Here is a 22081-nt window from a genome sequence, read left to right as displayed (position 1 = left end):
TTACGGTAAGATAGCGGCCATGCCCAACCTCATTTATCTGCTCGAACATTACGGTGTCCTGATTGTCTTTGGCATCGTGCTGGTGGAGCAGCTCGGCCTGCCGATTCCCGCCTTTCCCATCCTCGTGGTGGCGGGAGCGCTGGCCGTCGATGGCGACATGAATGGGGCGCTGGTGCTGGCCGCCGCATTGAGTGCCTGCCTGATCAGCGACTTTACGTGGTTCCGCGCGGGCCGCCATTTCGGCAAGCGCATCCTGCGGCTGCTGTGCCGCATCTCGCTGTCGCCCGATTACTGCGTCAGCCAGACGGAAGACAAATTCAAGCGCTGGGGCCCGAAAGCCCTGATCGTCTCCAAGTTCGTGCCGGGATTCAATACCGTGGCCGCTCCGATGTCGGGCGCGCTGGGTACGCCGCCTGGCCTGTTCTTCCTGTACGCGGGCCTGGGCGCCTTGCTGTGGAGTGGCACGGGCATCGTCGTCGGCGTGATTTTCCATGCCAGCGTGCAGCAGGTGCTCGACTTGCTCAGCACCATGGGCAGCACGGCCTTGCTGATGCTGGCCACCTTGCTGGGCTTGTTCCTGCTGTACAAATTCCTTGAACGCCGGCGTTTCCGCCAGGCCTTGCAGATCGAGCGCATCGGCATCGATGAATTGCTCGAGCTCATAGAGCAGGGCGAGGAGCCGCTGATGGTCGACGCGCGCAGTGCCACGGCGCAGGCGCTGGAACCGGCCGTGCCGGGCGCCTTGTTCTTCAATGGCAAGGAGCCGGTGCCCGCCATGATCGCCATGGACAAGGACCGCCACATCATCGTGTATTGCAGCTGTCCCAACGACGTGACGGCCGCGCAAGTGGCCAAGCTGCTGCACCAGCACGGCTTTCACCGGGCCAAGCCCCTGCATGGCGGCCTCGATGCCTGGAATGCCGCCTATCGCTCGGACCAGCCGGCGCCCGCCAGCCTGCTGGGCGAAGGCTTGCCCTCCTGATTCGCGCTGCCTCCGGCGCGCCAGACCGGTAGAAAAAGCCGGTAGTAATAATACGAAACCACCTTTGCGGCACCGTCAGGACGGCAGCGACGCACCAGCGCTGCCGCGTACAAGCGGCTTTGCGCAAACTCCGGCATACTCTGTTTTCAGGGCGACTCCTGCTGCTGTGCAGCATGCTTTTCTCGCGCCTGATGAGTGCAAGCACTTACTATAAATCATTGTTTCTAAGCAATTTTGGCATTGCCTGTTGCATTTGGAGTGGAACTACCAATAAAGGCTTGTTTTGATGTACTTAAACTACAAACTTTGCTTGCCTCCGGGCGCATTCATCCTTTAAGCTTGGCGTCCCATGCGTCCCACTTCATCATTTAAAATCATGAGCGCTTCGTCTTCACCCGTACTGCCGACTTCCGCCTTTGCCGATGGACCGCGCCTGCTGGCCGACGTGGGCGGCACCAATGCCCGTTTCGCCCTGGAAGTGGCCGCTGGCCACATCACCCTGGTGGAAGTGTTGCCCTGTGCCGATTACCCGAGCCTGTCCGCCGCCCTGCAAGCCTACCTGGCCCTGCCGCACATCGCTGCCGCCGGCGGGCAAGCCGTGCGTCATGCCGTGATTGCCATCGCCAACCCGGTCGACGGCGATTTCCTCAGCATGACGAACCATCACTGGTCGTTCTCGATCCGCGCCATGCGCGAAGAGTGCGGTTTCACGACTCTGGACGTGGTCAACGATTTCACGGCCCTGGCACGCGCCTTGCCGCAGCTATCAAACGAGCAGAAGCACCAGGTGGGCGCGGGTACGGCCCGTCCGAACACGGCCATCGGCCTGATCGGCGCCGGCACGGGCCTGGGCGTGTCGGGTCTGATTCCATCGCATGGCGGCTGGATCGCCCTGCAAAGCGAAGGCGGCCACGTCAGCTTTGCGCCGTTCAATGAAGTGGAAGTGAGCATTCTGCAATTCGCCTGGCGCGAATACGAGCACGTCTCGGCCGAACGCCTGATTTCCGGCGATGGCCTGGAACTGATCTACCGCGCCCTGGCCGACCGCGCCGGCGTGCCGGCGGAAGACTTGCCTGCTGCGGAAATCACGCGCCGTGCGCTGGCCGGCGAATCCCAGCTGTGCGACGACGTCATCGAAGCGTTCTGCTGCATGCTGGGCACCGTGGCGGGCAACGTCGCCGTGACCCTCGGTGCGCTGGGCGGCATTTATATCGGCGGCGGCATCGTGCCACGCCTGGGCGCGCGTTTCGACCGCTCCGGTTTCCGCGCCCGCTTCGAGCGCAAGGGCCGCTTCGCCAATTATGTCTCGCAAGTGCCGACCTTCGTCATCACGGCTCAGTACCCAGCTTTCCTGGGCGCATCGGCCATTCTCTCGGAGAAACTCGCCTCCCAGTGATGCGCGAGCAGGGGCGATATGTCGCGCCAGGGCCGGGTAAAACGCGTGTTTTGCCCGGTTTTGCGCTTTTCCGCTTTTTATCAGGTACAATTGGCATCGTTGGATGAAACGACGACTGTCGCTCTCCTGTCTGGCTGGTTCGCCGCCACGGGAAAAGCAGCTGCTCCGGAGTTCGTTTCATTGCTGGTTATTTAAGGCCAGCACCATGGATGGCAGGACTTTCACTGCATCCGCTTTAGTCCCGCTTTGCGCGCATCGGCCAAGGCGTCGGAAAAACAGCCTCAACTAGTAACCCAGCACGGCGTCATCATCGATGTCTGCCATCTGTTACGTTGAAATGAACGTTTTTGATTTCTTTCTCTGCATACGAATTGCAACACACATCCGCACAGAATTGCTATGAATACAATTGAGGCTAAAAAAGTCCTCGAAACCGCGTTGCTGTGCGCTCGTGAGTCGCTGACGATCCACAGCTTGAAAAAGCTGTTCGTCGATGCGGACGAGAATGGTCGCGTGCGCGGTGTCGGCGTTGGTGCCGACACGATCAAGCAATTGCTGGAAGAGTTGCGGCAGGAGTGGGAAGGGCGCGGCATCGAGATCGTCAGTCTGGCGTCGGGCTGGCGCTTTCAAAGCCGCCCGGAAATGAAGATGTATCTCGATCGCATGACGCCCGAGCGGCCGCCCAAGTATTCGCGGGCAACCCTGGAAACGCTCGCCATCATCGCCTACCGCCAGCCGGTGACGCGTGGCGATATCGAGGAAATTCGCGGCGTCGCCGTCAATTCGCAGACGATCAAGATGCTGGAAGACCGTGGCTGGGTCGACGCCATCGGCTACCGCGACGTGGTGGGACGGCCGGCCTTGCTGGCCACCACCAAGCAGTTTTTGGATGACCTGGGTTTGCAATCGCTGTCCCAGCTGCCGCCGTTGCAGCAAATCAGCGAGATGCAGGGCAATGGGCTCGAAGCCCTGGAAGCGGCCCTGCAGGAAAATTTTGACAAGGCAAGCAATGAGCTTGTCCCCCAGCTTGGTGCAGGTAGCAATACGGCTGTGACAGATGTAGATGTGACAGCAAGCCTTGATGCCGGCCCCGATGCTTCGCCCACGGACGAAGCCTACACTCACGACCCTGCGCCAGAACTAACGGTTGACGCTGCGCCAGGTCAGCACAGCCAAGAAACGAAGAATGAATAATCCGAACACACCCGAGACAGTAACCGCCAGCGACGAAGCCATCGTTGCCAAGCCCAAGCGCCGCACCAAGGCCCAGATCGAAGCCGATACGGCCGCTGCCGTTGCTGCCGGCGACACCGCCGCTGCCAAGCCGAAGCGCCGCACGAAAGCCGACGTGGCCGCCAACTCAGTTGCTGAATCCTCCGTCGTCGCCACTGCTGAAACCGAAGCTGCGCCAGCCGCCAAGAAAACCCGCGCCAAGCCTGCCCTGAAGGCCGTGGCCGACGCCGCGGAAGCGGCTGCCGAGGCGGTCGCCGCCCCTGCGCCGCGTCCGCCGCGCGCCCGCGCCGCCGCCAAGGCCGCTGCCGCCGTCGCTGAAACGGCGCCGGAAGCCGTCGCTGACAAGCCGGCCGAAGCGCGCCCGACCCGCGGTCCGCGCCAGATGCGTGGCGTGCAGGCGGAACGCGCCCTGCGCCAGCCGCCGCGCGCCGAAGCGCCGCAGGCGGCCGAAGCTGCACCTACTGCCGCAGAGCAAGCCGCCGCGCCTGTCGCCGATGTGTTCGATGCCGAAGGCAACCTCGTTTCCGGTCCGCGCCTGCCGCGCGGTCCGCGCAACGACGTGCCGGGTGCTGGCAAGAATGCCGGCAAGAGCCGTAAAAAGGGCAAGGGCCGCCAGGCTGCGCCAGGTAAGCTCAGCGACGCTGATGCTGTCTTCTCGTTCGTTACCTCCGACGCGTTCGACAGCGAAGAGGGCGGCACGGGCCGCGTACAGAAAGTGGCCGTGCGCCGCGACCTGACGTCCGACGACGACGCGCCGAAGCTGCACAAGGTGCTGGCTGAAGCCGGTCTCGGTTCGCGCCGCGACATGGAAGACCTGATCATTTCGGGCCGCGTGTCCGTGAATGGCGAGCCGGCCCACATCGGCCAGCGCATCCTGCCGAGCGATCACGTGCGCATCAACGGCAAGTTGATCCAGCGCCGCGTCAGCAAGAAGCCGCCGCGCGTCTTGGTGTACCACAAGCCGGCCGGCGAAATCGTCAGCCACAACGACCCGGACGGCCGTCCATCCGTGTTCGACCGCCTGCCGACCATGAAGGCGGGCAAATGGCTGGCCGTTGGCCGCCTCGATTTCAACACGGAAGGCTTGCTGCTGTTTACCACCTCCGGTGACCTGGCCAACCGTCTGATGCACCCGCGCTACGGCATCGACCGCGAGTACGCCGTGCGTACCCTGGGCGAGCTGGAAGAGGGCATGCGCCAGAAACTGCTGGCCGGCGTCGAGCTGGAAGACGGCCTGGCGCAGTTCTCGAAGATCGCCGATGGCGGCGGCGAAGGCATCAACAAGTGGTACCGCGTGGTGATCGGCGAAGGCCGTAACCGCGAAGTGCGCCGCATGTTCGAAGCCATCGGCCTGACCGTGTCGCGCCTGATCCGTACCCGCTACGGCGCCATGACCCTGCCGAGCGGCCTGAAGCGCGGCCGCTGGGAAGAAATGGATGAAAACACCGTGCGCGATCTGTTGACCGCCTACGGCATCGAAAAGAAAATGCCGGCATCGGGCGATCCCCGTGCCGCTGGCGCCGCCAAGGGCCGCGAAGCGCGCAAGGCGAGCCGCGATGACGAGCCGAATGGCAACCGCATCGATGTAAGCAACCGCAACGCCGATCCATTCCCGGTCGCGCCGCGCCGTGGCCAGCCGCAAGGCCAGTTTGCCCGTCCGCAAGGCCAGGGCCGCCCAGGCGGCGCCGGCCGTCCAGGCGAAGCGCGTGGTCCTGGCCGCGGCCAGCCGCAAGGCCCGTTCCAGGGCGGCCAGCCCCGTTCGTCGGCATCGTTCGAAGGCGCGCCGCAAGGCCAGGGCCGTCCGCCGCGTGCGGCAGGACAGGGTCAGGGCCGTCCGGCCGGTGGTGGTGAAGGCCGCGCACCGCAGCGCGGTCCGCGCCAGCCCGATCCGCTGCAAACGGCATTCGGCTTTGCCAACACGGGTCCGCGCCGCAATGCGGGCGGTGGCGCCGGTGGGCAAGCGCGTTCCGGTGGCCAGCCGCGTGGCGGCATGGATCGTGGCGGCATGGATGGCATGCCGCGCCGCCGCAGCAAAGGTTAATCGGGAAGAGTTTCTTCTTGCGCGCCCGCCGATCTGCCGCGGGTGCGCGCTCTTGTAACTGTTGTAAGCCGGGCCGCTCCTCGTGTGCGGCATTGCGGCGAAGTTAATAAGAGGTTATAATCTGCAGCCTAATAAAAGTTCTCCGCAGGGTTGTTTGGTGGGGAGTGCTTTCATCTGGTTGGGGAAATACAAGAAGATGGGCAGATGCCCATTTTTTTTTTGTTGAACCGTTTGTAATGGCTCCGCAAGGGGCCATATATGACTTGAATGCGTGTTTTTGCATGGTGTCGGCGCTCATTGCGGCGCTGTCATGCCGAAAACGGGCCTTATTTCTGGAGAATTTCTTGCAGCAGTTGGGATTAATTGAAAAGACAGTTACTGGTCTGGGCTATGAGCTCGTTGATGTCGAACGTGCCGAGCGCGGACTGCTGCGCGTCTTTATTGATTTCAGCGCCGCCGATGCCGCTGAAAAAGGTCCGATCACGGTCGAAGACTGTGCCACGGTGAGTCACCAGTTATCGCATGTGTTGACGGTAGAGAACGTTCCTTACGAGCGTCTCGAGATTTCTTCCCCGGGTCTTGATCGTCCGGTGCGCAAGCTGGAAGACTTCGTCCGTTTCGCAGGCCAGGAAATCATCGTCAAGCTGACTGTGGCGATGCCGGGTACGAACAACCGGAAATCGTTCCAGGGGATTCTGCAAGAACCCGTGGGCGATAAATTGTCGTTGGAATTTGAAGGTAAGGATGGTCCGGCGATGTTGGAGTTTACGCTCGCCGATGTGGATAAGGCACGCTTGGTGCCGCAGGTGGTTTTTAAGGGACGCAAAGCATGAGCCGCGAAGTTTTATTATTGGTTGACGCGCTGGCGCGCGAAAAAAACGTCGATAAAGATGTCGTCTTCGGCGCCCTCGAATTCGCGTTGGCGCAAGCCACGAAGAAACGGTATGAGGGTGAGGTAGACATCCGCGTTTCGATCGACCGCGAAACGGGCGAATTCGAATCGTTCCGCCGCTGGCACGTCGTGCCCGATGAAGCGGGCCTGCAATTGCCGGATCAGGAGATCCTGCATTTCGAGGCAAAAGAACAGATTTCCGATATCGAAGTCGATGACCACATCGAAGAACCGATCGAATCCGTCGAATTCGGCCGCCGTTTCGCCCAGGATACCAAACAGGTCGTCCTGCAGCGTGTACGTGACGCCGAACGCGAACAGATCCTGGTCGACTTCCTGGAACGCGGCGATTCGCTCGTTACCGGCACCATCAAGCGCATGGAACGCGGCGACGCCATCGTCGAATCTGGCAAGATCGAAGCGCGTCTGCCACGCGACCAGATGATCCCGAAAGAGAATCTGCGTATCGGCGACCGTGTGCGTGCCTTCATCTTGCGTATCGACCGCAACATGCGCGGCCCGCAAGTGATTCTGTCGCGCACCGCGCCGGAATTCATCATGAAGCTGTTCGAACTGGAAGTGCCGGAAATCGAGCAAGGCATGCTGGAAATCAAATCCGCAGCCCGCGATGCCGGCGTGCGCGCCAAGATCGCCGTCTACACGGCCGACAAGCGCATCGACCCGATCGGTACTTGCGTCGGCATGCGCGGTTCGCGCGTGCAGGCTGTCACCGGCGAACTCGGTGGCGAACGTGTCGACATCGTGCTGTGGTCGGAAGATCCGGCGCAGTTCGTCATCGGCGCCCTGGCGCCGGCGAACGTGTCGTCGATCATGGTCGATGAAGAAAAACACGCGATGGATGTCGTCGTGGACGAAGAAAACCTGGCAATCGCGATTGGTCGTTCCGGCCAGAACGTGCGCCTGGCCTCGGACCTGACCGGCTGGAAGATCAACATCATGACGGCCGAAGAATCGGCTGACAAAGCTGCCCAGGAAACGGCTGCCGTGCGCATCCTGTTCATGGAAAAGCTCGATGTCGACCAGGAAGTGGCCGATATTCTGGTGGAAGAAGGTTTCGCCAGTCTGGAAGAAATCGCTTACGTGCCAATTTCCGAAATGCTGGAAATCGAATCGTTTGACGAAGATACCGTCAATGAACTCCGTACCCGTGCGCGTGATGCGCTCGTTACCGAAGCGATTGCTTCGGAAGAGGGTCTGGAAGGCATGGACGAGGCGTTGGTGGGTCTGGAAGGCATGGACCGCATTACCGCCGGCAAGCTGGGTCTGGCTGGTATCAAGACCGTTGAAGCATTTGCAGCACTGGCATACGACGAATTTGGCGCAATCCTGGCCTTGTCTGCGGACCGTGCGCGTGAACTGATTACAAGTGAATTTAAAGATGTGACCGACGATGAGATGAAGTTGGTTGACTCGAAATACGACGATCGTGCCAAGGCGTTGCAAGCCAAGGCATGGAGTCTGGCCGAATCCGCAAAGGCTTAATTTGAGTATCTTTATCATCTCCGCGACACATAGAAAAGAGGACTGAATGGCGAGTAACAACGTAGCCCAATTTGCCACCGAACTGAAGATGCCTGCAGATTTGCTGCTGACGCAGCTGCGTTCTGCCGGCGTCGAGAAAAGTTCGACGTCAGATCCATTGTCGAAAGATGATAAGGACAAGCTTTTGGATCATCTGCGCCGCACACACGGCGCAGCGGCTGACACAGAAAAGAAAAAAATCACCGTGACCCGCAAGGAAACGACTGAGATCAAGCAAGCTGACGCCACCGGCAAATCGCGCACCATCCAGGTGGAAGTGCGCAAGAAACGCACTTTCGTCCAGCGTGACGAAGCTGCGCCGGTCGCGGCAGAACCGGTCGCGCCTGCCGCACCGGTGATTGATCCCGCCGACGTGGCGCGCCGTGAAGAAGAAGCCCGTAAACAGGCTGAACTGATCGCCCGCCAGGAAGCCGATCTGCGCGAAAAGCAAGAACGTCTGGCCAAGCTCGACGCGGAAAAAGAAGCCCAGGCGAAAGCCACGCAACAGGCTGAATTGGCTGCGAAGAAAGAAGCTGAAGCAGAAGCGAAGAAAGCTGCCGCCAAAGCTGCTGCTGCGCCTGCCGCCAGCGCCGCTGCGCCTGTCGTTGACGACGCCGCCGCCGAAGCGAAAAAAGCTGCTGCCGCTGAAGAAGCGAAGAAGAAAGCGGCTGCCGCTGCTGTTGCCGCCAAGGAAGCCGCTGACAAAGCGGAAGCCACCGAGCGTGCACGCAAGGCCGTTGCCGACGAAGTTGCCCAGATCAAGGCCATGATGAACGCGCCACGCCGCGCCATCAAGGCACCGGAACCCGTACCGGTTCCCGTCAAGCCGAAGGCGCCGGAAGGCACCCTGCACAAGCCTGCTGACAAGAAGCCTGGCGACAAGCCGGGCGACAAGAAGCCTGCTGTTGCAGACAAGAAATCGATCAAGTCGGCCAATGTGTCGTCCACCTGGTCCGATGACGCGAAAAAACGCGGCACCACCGGTGGTCCCAAGCCACGCGGCAATAGCGGCCCAGGCGGCCGTGACAGCTGGCGCGGTGGCGCGAAGGGCCGTCGCCCGACGCACCATGACGACCGTGAATCGAACTTCCAGGCTCCTACGGAAGCCGTCGTCAAAGACGTGCACGTACCGGAAACGATCACCGTGGCCGAACTGGCGCACAAAATGTCCGTCAAGGCATCCGAAGTCATCAAGCATTTGATGAAATTGGGCCAGATGTGCACGATCAACCAGGTGCTGGACCAGGAAACCGCCATGATTCTGGTGGAAGAAATGGGCCACAAGGCGTTCGCCGCCGAACTGGACGATCCGGAAGCGCTGCTGGCCGATGTGGGCGAACACGCGCACTTCGAAACCAAGCCACGCGCACCGGTGGTCACCGTCATGGGTCACGTCGACCATGGTAAGACCTCGTTGCTCGATTACATCCGTCGCGCCAAGGTTGCATCCGGCGAAGCCGGTGGCATTACGCAGCATATCGGCGCTTACCACGTCGATACGCCACGCGGCATGATCACCTTCCTCGACACCCCGGGCCACGAAGCGTTTACCGCGATGCGTGCCCGTGGCGCCAAGGCAACCGACATCGTCATTCTGGTGGTTGCCGCCGACGATGGCGTGATGCCGCAAACGAAAGAAGCGATTGCCCATGCAAAAGCAGCCGGCGTACCGCTGGTGGTGGCGATCAACAAGGTCGACAAACCGGGTGGCAACGTGGACCGCGTGACGCAGGAACTGGTCGCAGAACAAGTCGTGCCGGAAGAATACGGTGGCGAATCGCCATTCGTGCCGGTCTCGGCCAAAACGGGTCAAGGTATCGACGACCTGCTGGAACAAGTGCTGTTGCAAGCCGAGGTGCTGGAGCTGACGGCACCGGTCGATGCACCTGCGCGCGGCCTGGTCGTCGAGGCACGTCTGGACAAGGGCCGTGGTCCTGTCGCGACGATCCTGGTGCAGTCCGGTACCCTGAAGCGCGGCGACGTGATTCTGGCTGGCTCTTCGTATGGCCGTGTTCGCGCCATGCTGGACGAGAACGGCAAGTCGATCGCTGAAGCCGGTCCTTCGATTCCGGTCGAAATCCAGGGCTTGACGGAAGTGCCGGTTGCCGGTGAAGAAGTCGTCGTCATGGCTGACGAGCGCAAAGCGCGTGAAATCGGTCTGTTCCGTCAAGGTAAGTTCCGCGACGTGAAACTGGCGAAACAGCAAGCTGCGAAACTGGAAAACATGTTCGACCAGATGGCCGAAGGCGAAGTGAAAAACTTGCCGCTGATCATCAAAACCGACGTGCAAGGTTCGCAAGAAGCGCTGGTCGGTTCGCTGCAGAAACTGTCGACCTCCGAAGTGCGCGTACAAGTTGTGCACGCAGCCGTCGGCGGCATCACGGAATCGGACGTCAACCTGGCAGTCGCCTCGAAAGCGGTCATCATCGGCTTTAACGCCCGTGCTGATGCCCAGGCACGCAAGCTGGCCGAGTCGAATGGCGTGGACATTCGCTACTACAACATCATTTACGATGCGATCGACGAGATCAAATCGGCGTTGTCGGGCATGTTGGCACCAGAGAAACGCGAAACCGTCATCGGCCAGGTCGAGATCCGCCAGGTTATCCTGGTCTCGAAAGTGGGCGCGATTGCCGGTTGCCTGGTCACCGATGGCGTGGTCAAGCGTGCTTCTTCCGTCCGCCTGTTGCGCAACAACATCGTGGTGTGGAGCGGCGAGATCGACTCCCTGAAACGCTTCAAGGACGATGCGAAAGAAGTTCGCGCCGGTCTCGAGTGCGGCCTGTCGTTGAAGAACTACAACGACATTCAGGTTGGCGACACGCTGGAAGTGTTCGAAGTCCAGGAAATCGCTCGTACCCTGTAATCACAGAAGCAATGGCGCGGACATAGTGATGTCCGCGCAAACACGTGGGGCGCATTGGTCAACGGGCAACCGTTTGACCCATGCGCCCTGCGGCACTTAGGACAGCATAAAATCATGGCTAAACATAGCAAAACCATGCCAGCGCGCGGCTTGCGCGTGGCCGACCAGATCCAGCGCGATCTGGCTGAAATCGTCGCCTACGAATTGAAGGATCCACGCGTCGGCACGATGATCACCATCACCGAAGTGCAGATCACGCCCGATTACGCGCACGCCAAGGTGTTTTTCACGATGTTGAAAGACAGCAAGGAAGCCATCAAGAACACCACCGAAGGCCTGATGGCCGCGTCCGGCTTCATCCGTGGCTTGCTGGGCAAGCGCCTGCACATCCACACCCTGCCGATGCTGCATTTCGTGCACGACAGCTCGACCTCGCGCGGCATGGAAATGTCGCTCCTGATCGACAAGGCCAACGCCACGCGCGCGGCCGACGCCGAGCCGGATGTCAAACCAGAAGCGGACGAGCAATAACAGTGGCGGGTCCGAAGAAACCGCCCGGCATCAAGCGGGTGCGCGACCTGGTCGATGGCGTCTTGCTGTTGGATAAGCCTGTGGGCTGGTCCAGCAACGACGCCCTGATCAAGGCCAAGCGCGTCTTGAACGCAAAGAAGGCCGGTCATACGGGCACCCTGGATCCGTTCGCCACGGGCTTGCTGCCGCTGTGCTTTGGCGAGGCTACCAAGTTCTCGCAGGATTTGCTGGAAGCCGACAAAACCTACGAAACCCTGGTGCACTTGGGACAGACGACGGACACGGGCGACACGGAAGGCGAAGTACTGGAAACGCGCGACGTCAACGTCACCGAAGAGCAGATCGAAGCGGTGCTGGCGCAGTTCCGCGGGCCTATCCTGCAGACGCCGCCCATGTACTCGGCCTTGAAAAGGGACGGCAAGCCCCTATATGAGTATGCAAGGGCGGGCATCACCCTGGAGCGCGAAGCGCGCCCGGTGACCATCCACAAGCTCGAGTTCCTCGGCTATGAAGCCCCGTTCCTGAAATTGTCCGTGATGTGCAGCAAGGGCACGTATATCCGCGTGCTGGGCGAAGACATTGGCCATGCCCTCGGTTGCGGCGGCCATCTGAACGCCTTGCGCCGCACGCACGTGGGCAACCTGACGCTTGACGGCGTCGTCACGCTTGAAGAACTGACGGCGCATGCCGCGCCGTTGAGTTTGCTGGCGCCCGTCGATGCCTTGCTGTCGAGTTTCCCGGCCGTCCAGCTGACGGAAGAATTGGCCAAGCGTTTCCTGCATGGCCAGCGCATCGCGCTGGGCAAGGAAGACGTCGCCGTGCCAGCCGAGCCGGGCAGGGTGCGCGTGTATCACGACAGCAAGCTGCTGGGCACGGGCCAGTTGCAGGAATACAGCATCCTGGCGCCGGAACGCCTCATTGCCACGGCACACCAATAAGTCACAGCAACGTCACATTACCCAGCGACACTCTTCAACCAGTGTCGCTTTTTTAAACAAATCGTCCCCGACTGCAAGAGCCGCCAGCATTTTTAGATAGCGTTGCAACGCAACATGCTATACTACGCGGTTCCGGAAATAGATTAGCATTCGGGTATCTCGTACACCTTGTACGCACTCCGCAGTTTTTCAGTAACTACTACGACCATGTCAAATACAAAACGCGCAATTCGTAATATCGCCATTATCGCCCACGTTGACCACGGCAAAACCACGCTGGTGGATCAGCTGCTGCGCCAGTCCGGCACCTTCCGTGAAAACCAAGCGGTCGACACCCGAGTCATGGACTCGAACGACCTGGAAAAGGAGCGCGGCATTACGATTCTGTCGAAGAACTGCGCCGTTGAGTACGAAGGCACCCACATCAACATCGTCGACACCCCAGGCCACGCCGACTTCGGCGGCGAAGTGGAACGTGTTCTGTCGATGGTGGACTCGGTTCTGCTGCTGATCGATGCACAGGAAGGCCCGATGCCGCAAACCCGTTTCGTCACGCGTAAAGCGCTGGCACTGGGTCTGAAGCCTATCGTTATCGTCAACAAGATCGACCGTCCAGGCGCACGTCCGGACTGGGCCATCAACCAGACGTTCGAACTGTTCGACAAGCTGGGCGCTACCGACGAACAACTGGATTTCCCTATCATTTACGCTTCGGGCTTGAACGGCTATGCCGGCCTGACCGAAGACGTGCGCGGCGGCGACATGAAGCCGATGTTCGACGCCATCCTGGAACACGTTCCAGTACGCGACGACAATCCTGAAGGCCCGCTGCAAATGCAGATCACCTCGCTGGACTACTCGTCGTACGTCGGCAAGATCGGCATTGGCCGCGTCAACCGCGGTACCGTCAAAGTCGGTCAAGACGTGCTGGTCATCAATGGCCCAGGCGCGACCCCGATCAAGGGCCGCATCAACCAGGTGCTGAACTTCAAGGGCCTGGAGCGCGTGCTGGTTGACGAAGCTGTCGCCGGCGACATCTGCCTGATCAACGGTATCGACGAAATCGGCATCGGTTCGACCCTGTGCGCACTGGACACCCCGGAAGCGCTGCCGATGCTGACCGTCGACGAGCCTACCCTGACCATGAACTTCATGGTCAACAACTCGCCGCTGGCTGGCCGCGAAGGCAAGTTCGTTACCTCGCGTCAACTGCGTGACCGTCTGGAAAAAGAATTGAAAGCCAACGTTGCTCTGCGCGTGGCACCAACCGACGACGACACGATCTTCGAAGTATCGGGCCGCGGCGAGCTGCACCTGACGATTCTGATCGAAAACATGCGTCGCGAAGGCTTCGAGCTGGCCGTATCGCGTCCACGCGTGGTCTTCAAAATGGTTGATGGCGTGCGCCACGAGCCGTTTGAAAACCTGTCCGTTGACGTTGAAGAAGTCAACCAGGGCGGCGTCATGGAAGAACTGGGCCGTCGTCGTGGCGACCTGCAAAACATGGAATCGGATGGCAAGGGCCGCGTGCGTCTCGAGTACCTGATCCCGGCGCGTGGCCTGATCGGCTTCCAGGGCGAATTCATGACCCTGACCCGCGGCACCGGCTTGATGAGCCACGTATTCCATGAATACGCTCCAGTCGACAACACCCGTGGCGAAATGGCCGGCCGTCGTAACGGCGTGCTGATCTCGCAAGATGACGGCGCCGCTGTTGCCTACGCTATCTGGAAACTGCAAGACCGCGGCCGCATGTTCGTATCGCACAATGACCCAGTCTACGAAGGCATGGTCATCGGTATCCACTCGCGCGACAACGACCTGGTCGTCAACCCGATCAAGGGCAAGCAGCTGACCAACGTGCGTTCGTCGGGTACCGACGAAGCGGTGCGCCTGGTACCGCCAATTCAGATGTCGCTGGAATACGCAGTCGAATTCATCGAGGACGACGAACTGGTGGAAATCACGCCTAAATCGATCCGTCTGCGCAAGCGCTTCCTGAAAGAGCACGAGCGTAAAAAAGCGTCGCGCGATTCGTAATCTGTTGTAGCGCATGGCCTGCGGGCCATGCCACGCTCAAGCCCGTTGCTCCGCCTTTCCTTCACCGGTGAGGCGCGCAACGGGTTTGTTATTTGCAGCTCCTGTTTTTTGTATACACCATGACTTCCTCTTCTTTGCCTTCCCGCCGCCTGTCCGTCGCCCCGATGATGGACTGGACCGACCGCCATTGCCGCAAGTTCCACCGCGAAATCACGCGCCACACCTGGCTCTACACCGAGATGGTGACGACGGGCGCGCTGGTCTACGGCGACGTGGAGCGCCATTTGCGCTTCAACGAGGAAGAGCATCCCGTCGCCCTGCAGCTGGGCGGCAGCGATCCGAAGGACTTGGCCACGAGCGCCAAGCTGGGCCAGCAATGGGGCTACGACGAGGTCAACCTGAACTGCGGCTGCCCGTCCGAGCGCGTGCAGAAGGGCGCATTCGGCGCCTGCCTGATGGCCGAGCCGCAACTGGTGGCCGACTGCGTGAAAGCCATGCGCGACGTGGTCGATATCGACGTCACGGTGAAACACCGCATCGGCATCGATGACAGCGAGTCGTATGACTTCGTGCGCGATTTCGTCGGTACCGTGGCCGACGCCGGCTGCAAGACGTTTATCGTGCATGCGCGCAACGCCATCCTGAAAGGCCTGAGCCCGAAGGAAAACCGCGAAGTGCCGCCCCTGAAATACGATTACGCCTACCACCTGAAGCGCGACTTTCCCCAGTTCGAGTTCATCATCAATGGCGGCATCAAGACGCTCGATGAAATCGACCTGCACCTGCAGCACCTCGATGGCGTGATGCTGGGCCGCGAGGCGTATCACAACCCGTATGTGATGGCGCAGTTCGACCAGCGCTATTACGGCGACGATGCGCCCGTGAAAACGCGCGAACAGGTGCTCGAAGCGATGATTCCGTATATCAGCGCGCAGCTGGAAAAGGAAGCGGGAAGATTAAAACTAAACAGCGTCACGCGCCACATGCTGGGCCTGATGCAAAACCTGCCTGGCGCGCGCGGCTTCCGCCAGACCCTGTCCGATTCCAAGAAGCTGGCCTCGGGCGATCCGCGTTTGCTGCTGGAAGCGGCGGCGCGCTTGTCGCTGCCTGCGTAATGGACGATTTCCACGGCCATGCGCGCCACATCGACGGCTACCTGCAAGCCGTCAGCGCGCTCAAGGATGACGGCAGCGACTTGCTCTGCACGTATCTGGGGCCATGGCCGCCGCAGGCATCGTTCGATGCACTGTGCCGCGCGCTGGATGTGACGCCCGACGGCTTGCGTCTGCAGCCGCTCGAAACGGTTGTGTGCAGCGGCGCCTTGTGCACGCCGCGCCAGTGGCTGCTCGAGCGCCTGCATCCGACGAGCGAGGCGGACCGCCAGCCGCTCGACACCCGTTTATATGACGGTTTCGAGCGCGAACTGGCCGAACTGCTGGGCAGCGAGCCGAACTGGTATCAACTGGTATCGTCTAGCCAGCGCAGCCTGGCCGGTCAATTGGGCGCCATCTGGAGCGTCTTTGTCTTCGGCACAGAGTGCCACGCCTATGTGATGCATTGCAGCTGGGACAGCTGAGTCAACTTGTCTATACCGGTGCTACTTCGCACTGGTATTGTCCGCACTTCCCCTTCCTCTGAGTCCCCCTCCCAAAACGATGTCATATGGCTATGCCATGTGTTGTAAATGCGCTGTTTCGGCGCATGCCCGCACTGTCGTGGGGCATTTCTAAGAGGCAAGAAACGGCGTTGTTGCCATTTCCCCGAAGAAAGTTAATCAGCCATTTATTCGGGTACATATTGCTTGCTTTGAGGCAAAATTTACACCTATAATTGATTATAGACAAATATTTCTCATATGAATGTTTGATGTTGATCTCACATCAACGGTGTCAAAAATTCAGCGTGCGGAACAAGTTTGCATTCGCAGTCACTGGCATTTCCAGGGCTGCAGAAAGACCAGGAAGTACCCCGGGCTGCGTGCGGCCGGATACCGCCAGCATACCAATGGGTAAGGGCGGATGCCGGTGTTGCGCAGCCTTCGTCTTGTCGTGCCGGGCAAAAATCCTTATCAATAGTTTCATTTACGAAGAGCCGAAATGAATTTAGCAAAAATGAAGGTTGGTACCCGCCTGGGCCTGGGTTTCGCCCTGGTACTGGTTCTGCTGGTGGCCGTGACCGTCCTCGGCATCGCGCGCATGGCGCAAATCCAGGAACGTCTCGATCACGTGATCAATGTCAACAACGTCGTCACCCGCCTGGTGATCGACATGCGTGGCAACGTCAGCGACCGCATCACCTCGCTGCGCATCCTGACCCTGATGACCGACGCGAGCGATATGGAGCCGGAAATGGCGCGTATCAAGACGCAGACGAGCACCTATCAGGAAACGCAGAAGAAGCTCGAAGAGAAATTCGCCGTCGAGTCCACTTCTGAAGAAAAAGCCCTGCTGGCCTCGATCAAGGAATACGAAGCGGCCGCCATGCCGGCCATCGCCAAGGCATCCGCACTGTGGATGGCCAACGATGCGGAAGGCGCCACGCGCGTGATGATCAAGGAAATCCGCCCGGTACAGAAAAAATGGATGGAAGCGCTGGAGCAACTGGCCGTGCTGGAAGACAAGCTCAACGAGCAGATGCAAGCGGACGCCCGCAAGGCCTTCGACAGCGCGCGCCTGTTCATGATCATCCTCGGCGTACTGGCTGTGGCGATGGGCGTGGCGGCGGCACTGGTGATTACCCGCGGCTTGCTGAAACAGCTGGGCGGCGAGCCTGACTACACGGCATCGATCGCCGGCAGCATCGCCAATGGCGACCTGTCGATCGGCATCCATACACAGCCTTCCGACACGTCCAGCCTCCTGGCGGAAATGAAGGAAATGCGCAACAGCCTGGTGGGCATCGTCGGCCAGGTGCGCGTTGGTACGGAAACCATCGGCACGGCCTCGCGCGAAATTGCCGACGGCAATATCGACCTGTCGTCGCGGACGGAAATGCAGGCCAGCGCGCTGGAAAAAACAGCGTCGGCCATGGAAGAACTGACCTCGACCGTGAAACAGAATGCGGACAATGCGCGGGAAGCCAACAAGCTGGCCGCCACGGCCTCGGATGTCGCCATCAAGGGCGGCTCCGTCGTGTCGCAAGTGGTCGACACCATGAGCTCGATCAATGAGTCGGCGAAGAAGATTGTCGACATCATTGGCGTGATCGATGGCATCGCCTTCCAGACCAACATCCTGGCGCTGAACGCGGCCGTTGAAGCAGCCCGTGCCGGCGAGCAAGGCCGCGGCTTTGCCGTGGTGGCGTCGGAAGTGCGCAACTTGGCCCAGCGTTCCGCTGGTGCGGCGAAGGAAATCAAGATCCTCATCGACGACTCGGCCGAGAAGACGGAGCGCGGCACGCGTCTGGTCGGCCAGGCCGGCGTGACGATGGGCGAAGTGGTCGACAGCGTGCGCCGCGTGACCGACATCATGAGCGAGATCGCCAGTGCCAGCCAGGAACAAAGCGCCGGCATCGAACAGGTCAACCTGTCGATCATCGAGATGGATGGCATGACGCAGCAAAATGCCGCCCTGGTGGAGCAGGCAGCCGCCGCGGCGCAAAGCCTGCAGGACCAGGCGGCCGAACTGGCCCACGTGGTCAGCATCTTCAAACTGGTCGAAGGCGAAGAGAAGCCGGTGGCATATGTGCCGGCACCCGTGGCCGCCGCACCGGTGGCCGTGCGCAAGCCGGCGCCGGCATTGCGCCCGGTGAAGTCGTTGACGCGCAAGACGGAAGCGGCCGCTCCCGTGGCGGCTGCGGCGCCACGCAAGGCGGCAGGCGCCGGCAGCAATGACGAGTGGGAAGAGTTTTAAGCGCGGCCAACAGCGCACAGGAAGTTGTAACTACCGTATTTGATAATAATCATGGGGAAGCACATGTTTGAGAATAAGCGTTTGATGAGTGTTGCAGCAGCCTTGCTGGTGTCCGTTTCTTCCGCCGCCTTCGCGGCCGAGGTGCCGGCGTCGTTCGATGCCAAGAACTGCAAGGCCGACTATCCGAAAGCCTCGCTGATGAACGAAGAGCAGGGCACCGTGTCGATGTCCTTCCTGGTCAATGCCGATGGTACCGTTGCCGATTCGAAAGTCGAGAAGAGCAGCGGCTTCAAGAACCTGGACAAGGCCGCCATCAAGGCCCTGTCCGCGTGCAAGTTCAAGCCGGGCACCAAGGATGGCGCCGCGGCGCAAACCTGGACCAAGGTCGATTACGCCTGGAAACTGGACTGATCCACGTATCGCCGGGAGCCGAGCTCCCGGCATGGCCGTATCCGCTACGGGCGGCGCCTGCAAGGGTGCCGCCCGTAGTGTTATGTGCGCCAGCCAACGGCACTGTTGCCGCCGATTCTGTTACCCTCGAAACATATCTTCGGGATCTCCCACTACAAGAGGCCTATCATGCAGCGCATCCTGACACTTTCTTTCCTGGCCGCCACCGGTTTGTTGCTTTCCGCCTGCGCATCGCTGGGCACGCCCGTGGGCTTGCAGGCGGGGCAGACCGTCGCCGTCGTCAATAGCCTGAGCTGGGACAATCCCCTGACGGGCAAGCGCGACGGCGTGCGCACCAGCTGGCCCATCAAGAATGGCAAGATTGCCCCTGAATATTTTCCGCTGGCGCAGCTGAAGCAATGCGAGGCCGGCAAGCCTTGCGCCTGGGGCGTGATGCGGGCGCAGCGCGGCGCGCCCACGCTGAGCTATGCGGACGGCGGCGTCGACCTGGCCGTAAATGTGTCGATCGACGTGGCGCGGCGCCAGGATGCGCGCCAGGGCGAGACGCAAACGGCGATGGCGATTCCCCAGGATGTGGCCGCGCTGACGGGGCGGCAACAGGTGCAGCCCAGCTGGAAATTGAAGTATGGAAAGGTCGAGCAGGTCGAGCTCGATTACGGCGTGCGCTACCAGGTGTGCGTGCAGCGCTACGATGCGGCCGGCAAGGCCATCGATACGTGCGCGATTCCGTTTATTTGAGGAAACATGCGGCGTGGGCCGCTTGTGGCGGCTTTGCCACATTTTATGTTGCGGCGTGCGTCGGGGTGTAACAATCGGTAAAAGCGCAGCAAAGCACCACGTAATTTCTTATAGTACTTAATTAAGTAGTACACATTAGGAGAATTGCGATGAAAACCCTGTTGGCAGTAATTTCGCTGGCCGCCCTGGGTGGCTGTGCCGTGGCGCCGCCCGGCCCCGCGTATTACGGTTCGCGCGCGCCACAGGGGGCCTACAATCCCTATGAATGGCATACGGTCTCGTCCGAGCCGGTGCAGTCGGGCCGCGTGATGAGCGCGCCTCGCGTGGAATACACGAATGAGCCCGTATATGTGCAGCAACAGCCTGTCTACGTGCAGCAGCCCGTGTATGTGCCGGCGCCCGTGTATGCGCCGCAACCGTATTATTACAATCCACCTGTGACGATCGGGCTGGACTTCATGTTTGGCTTTGGGCGCTACGGTGGACACCGCGGCGGCTGGGGCGGGCATGGCCGCTACCACGGCCGCCGCTAGTCTATTGCGGTGGCGTGCAGGACAAAGCCGGACAAGCGCTGCTTGTCCGGCTTTGTCATTTTACTAGTGGAAATACACCGAGCCCTGGTGCAGCACGTCCGCCGAGCACAGGATGTACATCGCCGCCGCTGCCAGACCTATTTGCAAGGCGCCAAAGCTGATCGGGATGAGGCGGGACATGTCGTACTCCTGAGTGGGATGAGGTGTGTTGTCAGGCTTTCATCATAGGATGAGTTGATGCCTTTGGGCATCGGATGAATGTCCGCCACCTTGTAGGACAACACCTCGCGCCTGGCGCCCCGCCTCGCTCTCCGGCGTCTGAGTAACCCCCAATAAATTATTGCGATTTCTGACTTCCATAACCTGCGCTCTGCGGCGTTGCCCACTGCTAGCAGTGCTCGCACTGCGTCGCAGCGGGCGCCTTGCATAGCATCAGGTTCTGTTTGTCATAACTTCACAATAATTTCCTGAGGATTACTTAGCGGTTTTTCCAGCGCACTACCGGCTCTTCGGGCGCCGTGTCCGGCACGTTCGAAATCGCCAGCCAGTGCGTCAGGCGTTCCGGATGCTTGAGGTTGATGCCCATGCCATCGATGATGCCCACCTGCTCCAGCATGCGCGCATCGATTTTCGCTTTCGACACCGTGGGCGCGCCCATGACCATGCGGTCATACGCCTTGCGCGCCTTGTGTTCCCATTTGTGCAGATTGCTTTCGTCGAAGCGGTTCGCTTCGAAATACACGGTCAGGGTGCCATCGAGGTTGCCGAAGCCGACAATGCCCGCGCCCTTGCGGATGGTGGTGGTGTTGCTGATGTCGAATTCCGCCGTGGGCACGAAAATGCCGGCGCGGCCATCGATGTCGGGACGTCCCACGGGCGTTTCCTTGCCGTAGGAACTCGTTTCGGTAATGGTTTTTTCTGCAGACATGGTGCGTGTGTGGTGGCCGTGCCGGGAGCGCGATCGGGCCCGGCAGCGCCAGTCATCCTGTTCAAAAAATGCGTGCTGATGATCAGGGCGGGGTAGGGGCCCTGGCGGAGCGATGCTTGGCATTGCTTGATACCCCGCTATTGTAGCGCTAATTTAATTCTTTTTGGCAACATTTAATGCGGCTGTGCATGCTTTTTCAAACGTGAAAAAGCCGTCCGGCCAAACGGCGGGACGGCTGTTGCGCAGCGACTGCCGGGACTCAGGCGGCAGTCTTGCGGCGTGCCATGAAGCCCAGCAAGCCCAGGCCCAGCAGCATCATGGCGTAGGTTTCCGGTTCCGGCACGGCGGCCGTCACCGAAACGCTGTCCAGGTAGGAACCATAGGTCGGTGCGGAGACCGGGCCGATCGATTCGAAGCGCAGTACGGTGGACGAACCTAGCGCCGTCAGGTTCTGGCTGTAGGTTTGCCAGGTGCCGCCCGTGTTGCCGACCAGTGCCGTTGGCGTCAGCAGGGTCGAGCCCCAGTAGACATTCATCAGGCTGCTGGCGCCGCCTGGCGTGTCGGGACGGCCCGAATAGGCGAACGACAACGCGTAGGTGCCACCGGCCGTGGTAGCGATGCTCTGGTAGGTGGACGACAGGCTTTCCGTGTTCAGTTCCAGATATTGGATGCCATCGGCGGCGACAGGGTTGAAGCCGCCCTGGCCGCCTTGCGTTGCGCCCTTCTGGATTTCAAACGCCGTGTTGCCGCTGACGGATGAGCTCCAGCCCGTGACGGCGCTCAGCTGGGCGTAGGACGAGGAAATGGCGTTGCTTTCAAAACTACCGTTGACCACCAGTTCGGTCGCGGCGTTGGCGGCGCCGGCGGTGACCAGGGTGGCCAGTGCGGCAATTTTCAGCAAGGTGGCAGGCGTGTTCATGTGAGCTCTCGTTTTAGTTGATTAAAAGATCATTCAATTTCTTAAATGACATTTAAAGAATATCACCAAAAATCACATAAAGAACATTCGCTCGCTGAAAATATTTGTAACTGTGAAATCATTTGTGTCTGTACTGCAATTGATTTCCATGATGAACTAATTGCAATTTTGCTCCAGAGCGAACACGGCCTTGAGCGTGCTTGCAGCAAAGAATTTTTGTGACATCGAGTGCGTAAAAAA

19 protein-coding genes are annotated in these 22081 nt (G+C 60.3%); 17 read left to right on the top strand and 2 right to left on the bottom strand.

Features of this window, described 5'->3' with window-relative positions; translation table 11 throughout:
• Positions 1-19: 19 nt before the first annotated feature.
• The 17 genes from VM94_RS22595 to VM94_RS22520 all read left to right on the top strand — a co-directional run bounded on the left by VM94_RS22595 (position 20) and on the right by VM94_RS22520 (position 19994).
• Positions 20-982: a VTT domain-containing protein gene (locus VM94_RS22595; RefSeq protein WP_034760160.1), complete on the top strand. Its 963-nt coding sequence runs from the start codon at positions 20-22 to the stop codon at positions 980-982.
• A gap of 376 nt (positions 983-1358) precedes the next feature.
• Positions 1359-2378, top strand: coding sequence for a glucokinase (locus VM94_RS22590; RefSeq protein WP_046685400.1), 1020 nt, complete (start codon positions 1359-1361; stop codon positions 2376-2378).
• Between the two features lie 18 nt (positions 2379-2396).
• Entirely contained in the window at positions 2397-2573 is a 177-nt protein-coding gene (locus tag VM94_RS28625; RefSeq protein ID WP_160309317.1) for a hypothetical protein, read from the top strand.
• A 204-nt stretch (positions 2574-2777) separates the two neighbouring features.
• On the top strand, positions 2778-3572 hold the full coding sequence (gene scpB, locus VM94_RS22585) for an SMC-Scp complex subunit ScpB (protein ID WP_046685399.1): 795 nt from the start codon (positions 2778-2780) through the stop codon (positions 3570-3572).
• On the top strand, positions 3565-5652 hold the full coding sequence (gene rluB / locus VM94_RS22580; protein WP_046685398.1) for a 23S rRNA pseudouridine(2605) synthase RluB: 2088 nt from the start codon (positions 3565-3567) through the stop codon (positions 5650-5652). Before scpB ends, rluB begins: the two co-directional genes overlap by 8 nt.
• A 344-nt stretch (positions 5653-5996) precedes the next feature.
• Positions 5997-6485: a ribosome maturation factor RimP gene (gene rimP, locus VM94_RS22575; protein WP_034760462.1), complete on the top strand. Its 489-nt coding sequence runs from the start codon at positions 5997-5999 to the stop codon at positions 6483-6485.
• Complete coding sequence (gene nusA / locus VM94_RS22570; RefSeq protein WP_034782529.1) at positions 6482-8047, top strand: transcription termination factor NusA; 1566 nt, start codon at positions 6482-6484, stop codon at positions 8045-8047. The genes rimP and nusA overlap by 4 nt, the downstream gene beginning before the upstream one ends.
• A 46-nt stretch (positions 8048-8093) precedes the next feature.
• Complete coding sequence (gene infB / locus VM94_RS22565; protein ID WP_034760145.1) at positions 8094-10952, top strand: translation initiation factor IF-2; 2859 nt, start codon at positions 8094-8096, stop codon at positions 10950-10952.
• A gap of 114 nt (positions 10953-11066) precedes the next feature.
• A complete protein-coding gene (rbfA, locus tag VM94_RS22560) occupies positions 11067-11483 on the top strand; it encodes a 30S ribosome-binding factor RbfA (RefSeq protein WP_035825200.1) in 417 nt (138 codons plus the stop codon).
• A gap of 2 nt (positions 11484-11485) precedes the next feature.
• Positions 11486-12421 (top strand): tRNA pseudouridine(55) synthase TruB, encoded by a 936-nt coding sequence (gene truB / locus VM94_RS22555; RefSeq protein WP_046685397.1) that lies wholly within the window; start codon positions 11486-11488, stop codon positions 12419-12421.
• 207 nt (positions 12422-12628) lie between these two features.
• On the top strand, positions 12629-14461 hold the full coding sequence (gene typA, locus VM94_RS22550) for a translational GTPase TypA (RefSeq protein ID WP_034760139.1): 1833 nt from the start codon (positions 12629-12631) through the stop codon (positions 14459-14461).
• A gap of 164 nt (positions 14462-14625) precedes the next feature.
• Positions 14626-15576 (top strand): tRNA dihydrouridine(20/20a) synthase DusA, encoded by a 951-nt coding sequence (gene dusA, locus VM94_RS22545; RefSeq protein ID WP_442905230.1) that lies wholly within the window; start codon positions 14626-14628, stop codon positions 15574-15576.
• Positions 15576-16037: a hypothetical protein gene (locus tag VM94_RS22540; protein ID WP_046685396.1), complete on the top strand. Its 462-nt coding sequence runs from the start codon at positions 15576-15578 to the stop codon at positions 16035-16037. The genes dusA and VM94_RS22540 overlap by 1 nt, the downstream gene beginning before the upstream one ends.
• Before the next feature lie 535 nt (positions 16038-16572).
• Positions 16573-18312 carry a methyl-accepting chemotaxis protein gene (locus tag VM94_RS22535; RefSeq protein ID WP_046685395.1) on the top strand — a complete coding sequence of 580 codons (1740 nt, stop codon included), beginning with the start codon at positions 16573-16575 and terminating at the stop codon, positions 18310-18312.
• A gap of 63 nt (positions 18313-18375) precedes the next feature.
• A complete protein-coding gene (locus VM94_RS22530; protein WP_046685644.1) occupies positions 18376-18723 on the top strand; it encodes an energy transducer TonB in 348 nt (115 codons plus the stop codon).
• A gap of 168 nt (positions 18724-18891) precedes the next feature.
• The gene (locus tag VM94_RS22525) at positions 18892-19461 is read left to right on the top strand and encodes a hypothetical protein (protein WP_046685394.1); all 570 of its coding nucleotides are present in this window, start codon (positions 18892-18894) and stop codon (positions 19459-19461) included.
• A 149-nt stretch (positions 19462-19610) separates the two neighbouring features.
• The gene (locus VM94_RS22520; protein ID WP_034782540.1) at positions 19611-19994 is read left to right on the top strand and encodes a hypothetical protein; all 384 of its coding nucleotides are present in this window, start codon (positions 19611-19613) and stop codon (positions 19992-19994) included.
• Between the two features lie 478 nt (positions 19995-20472).
• Here the strand turns inward: VM94_RS22520 and VM94_RS22515 are convergent, their stop codons facing one another.
• Positions 20473-20922: a hypothetical protein gene (locus VM94_RS22515; RefSeq protein ID WP_046685393.1), complete on the bottom strand. Its 450-nt coding sequence runs from the start codon at positions 20920-20922 to the stop codon at positions 20473-20475.
• A 259-nt stretch (positions 20923-21181) separates the two neighbouring features.
• Entirely contained in the window at positions 21182-21841 is a 660-nt protein-coding gene (locus tag VM94_RS22510) for a PEP-CTERM sorting domain-containing protein (protein WP_046685392.1), read from the bottom strand.
• Between the last annotated feature and the right edge of the window lie 240 nt (positions 21842-22081).

The sequence above is a fragment of the Janthinobacterium sp. KBS0711 genome (assembly GCF_000988085.1).
Lineage (GTDB): Bacteria > Pseudomonadota > Gammaproteobacteria > Burkholderiales > Burkholderiaceae_D > Janthinobacterium > Janthinobacterium lividum_E.
The sequence above is the reverse complement of the archived record's forward strand: the minus strand, read 5'-3'. Positions and strand labels throughout refer to the sequence as shown.

Bases quoted from the DNA above. Each gene is read 5' to 3' on its own strand.
- VM94_RS22595 (WP_034760160.1), top strand. From the start codon at position 20: ATGCCCAACCTCATTTATCTGCTCGAACATTACGGTGTCCTGATTGTC.
- VM94_RS22590 (WP_046685400.1), top strand. From the start codon at position 1,359: ATGAGCGCTTCGTCTTCACCCGTACTGCCGACTTCCGCCTTTGCCGAT.
- VM94_RS28625 (WP_160309317.1), top strand. From the start codon at position 2,397: ATGTCGCGCCAGGGCCGGGTAAAACGCGTGTTTTGCCCGGTTTTGCGC.
- scpB (WP_046685399.1), top strand. From the start codon at position 2,778: ATGAATACAATTGAGGCTAAAAAAGTCCTCGAAACCGCGTTGCTGTGC.
- rluB (WP_046685398.1), top strand. From the start codon at position 3,565: ATGAATAATCCGAACACACCCGAGACAGTAACCGCCAGCGACGAAGCC.
- nusA (WP_034782529.1), top strand. From the start codon at position 6,482: ATGAGCCGCGAAGTTTTATTATTGGTTGACGCGCTGGCGCGCGAAAAA.
- infB (WP_034760145.1), top strand. From the start codon at position 8,094: ATGGCGAGTAACAACGTAGCCCAATTTGCCACCGAACTGAAGATGCCT.
- rbfA (WP_035825200.1), top strand. From the start codon at position 11,067: ATGGCTAAACATAGCAAAACCATGCCAGCGCGCGGCTTGCGCGTGGCC.
- typA (WP_034760139.1), top strand. From the start codon at position 12,629: ATGTCAAATACAAAACGCGCAATTCGTAATATCGCCATTATCGCCCAC.
- dusA (WP_442905230.1), top strand. From the start codon at position 14,626: ATGATGGACTGGACCGACCGCCATTGCCGCAAGTTCCACCGCGAAATC.
- VM94_RS22540 (WP_046685396.1), top strand. From the start codon at position 15,576: ATGGACGATTTCCACGGCCATGCGCGCCACATCGACGGCTACCTGCAA.
- VM94_RS22535 (WP_046685395.1), top strand. From the start codon at position 16,573: ATGAAGGTTGGTACCCGCCTGGGCCTGGGTTTCGCCCTGGTACTGGTT.
- VM94_RS22530 (WP_046685644.1), top strand. From the start codon at position 18,376: ATGTTTGAGAATAAGCGTTTGATGAGTGTTGCAGCAGCCTTGCTGGTG.
- VM94_RS22525 (WP_046685394.1), top strand. From the start codon at position 18,892: ATGCAGCGCATCCTGACACTTTCTTTCCTGGCCGCCACCGGTTTGTTG.
- VM94_RS22520 (WP_034782540.1), top strand. From the start codon at position 19,611: ATGAAAACCCTGTTGGCAGTAATTTCGCTGGCCGCCCTGGGTGGCTGT.
- VM94_RS22515 (WP_046685393.1), bottom strand. From the start codon at position 20,922: ATGTCTGCAGAAAAAACCATTACCGAAACGAGTTCCTACGGCAAGGAA.
- VM94_RS22510 (WP_046685392.1), bottom strand. From the start codon at position 21,841: ATGAACACGCCTGCCACCTTGCTGAAAATTGCCGCACTGGCCACCCTG.